Origin of the sequence: Amnimonas aquatica, from assembly GCF_002943415.1 — a bacterium.
Taxonomy (GTDB): domain Bacteria; phylum Pseudomonadota; class Gammaproteobacteria; order Pseudomonadales; family Moraxellaceae; genus Perlucidibaca; species Perlucidibaca aquatica_A.
On the sequence record NZ_PTQZ01000327.1, the window covers coordinates 1 to 1,333 of the forward strand.

A 1,333-nucleotide genomic window follows, 5' to 3' on the forward strand; every position below is an offset into this window, starting at 1 on the left:
TCGGTGCGGTGATGGTGTACTTGGGGCCTCCCACCGCCGGCGAGCCCAGCGTGACCACGCTGGCCACCAGGTCCGGATGCTCGCGCGCCAGCTCGCGGGCGATGTACCCGCCCAGGCTCCAGCCCACCAGATGCACCGGCCGCCCCAGCTCCGCCACCCAGGCGCGCAGGCGCGCGCCGAGCTTCGGAATGAGCTTGTTGATCATGCCGTGGTTGCGGCCTTCGCCCCAGTGCCTGGCATCGTGGCCGAGCGCGCGCAGCCGGTCGCGCAGCAGGCGCATGTTGGTTTCGTCGGCGCCATAGCNGATGACTTGGTGCAGACTGTAACGGCTTGTCGCCCGCCGGTCTCGTCCCGGTGCGCGGCCGGCGCGAATCACGAGGGGGAGGAGTCCTGATGAGCGAGCATGTGCTGACCCTGGGAGGCGGCTGTTTCTGGTGCCTGGACGCGGTCTTCCGCGAGGTGCCGGGCATATCGTCCTGCACCAGCGGCTACGCCGGCGGCGAGCTGCCCGAACCCGACTACGACAGTGTCTGCGGCGGCCGCACCGGCCACGCCGAAGTGGTGCGTCTGGTGTTCGACCCGGCCCGGGTCTCGCAGGAGCAGCTGCTCGACATTTTCTTCACCATACACGACCCGACCACGCTCAACCGTCAGGGCAACGATGTCGGCACCCAGTACCGCTCGGTGATCTTCTGCCGGGACCCGGCGCAACGCGCCGCCATCGAGGACTACCTGGCGCGGCTGGGAGCCAGCGGCGCATTCACCCGGCCCATCGTCACCGAAATCGCTGACGACGCGACCTTCTGGCCGGCCGAGGACTATCACCAGGACTATTTCCGCCGCAACCCGGGGCAGGGCTACTGCCAGTTCGTGGTCGCACCCAAGGTGGCGAAATATCGACAGAAGTGGCCGGCAGCGCGGTGATAGCCTGTCGCCCCGGCCACGACGCCGGCATCCTTTCCGAAATCACCGCCCGGTCGCGCTCCGGGCATGACACCCGCAGACAGGAGACTGCCAGATGACGACCGAGACCGGGGCCCCGACCCCGTCCTTCGACACCGAAGCCCGCCGCGTCCCGGCGCTGAACGGTGCACGCTGGCTGGCCGGCGGCTGGCGCCTGCTGCGCCAGGCCTGGTGGCAGTGGCCGCTGCTCGTGCTGCTGGCCCTGATGGTCCACGGACTCATTCTCAATCTGCCGGTCGCCAGCGGACTGCTGACCATGCTGCTCATGCCCGTGCTCGGCGCCGGTTTCGGCGCCTTCGCACAAGGGGTCGAACAGGGCGACCGCCGGCTGTCGCTGCTTTTCGACGGCTTCCGCAAGCGCCCGGGCAGT

Annotated in this window: 3 protein-coding genes; 2 read left to right on the forward strand and 1 reads right to left on the reverse strand. The window is 69.3% G+C overall.

From position 1 onward, the window contains the following. Window positions 1-280, reverse strand: a 280-nt coding sequence (locus tag C5O18_RS09615; RefSeq protein ID WP_146089339.1) for an esterase/lipase family protein, incomplete at its 3' end; no start/stop codon positions are given. Between the two features lie 113 nt (window positions 281-393). Here C5O18_RS09615 and msrA point away from each other — a divergent pair. Then, complete coding sequence (msrA, locus tag C5O18_RS09620) at window positions 394-924, forward strand: peptide-methionine (S)-S-oxide reductase MsrA (RefSeq protein ID WP_105193407.1); 531 nt, start codon at window positions 394-396, stop codon at window positions 922-924. Between the two features lie 94 nt (window positions 925-1,018). Next, a partial coding sequence (locus tag C5O18_RS09625) for a hypothetical protein (protein ID WP_206389850.1) occupies window positions 1,019-1,333 on the forward strand: 315 nt, incomplete at its 3' end.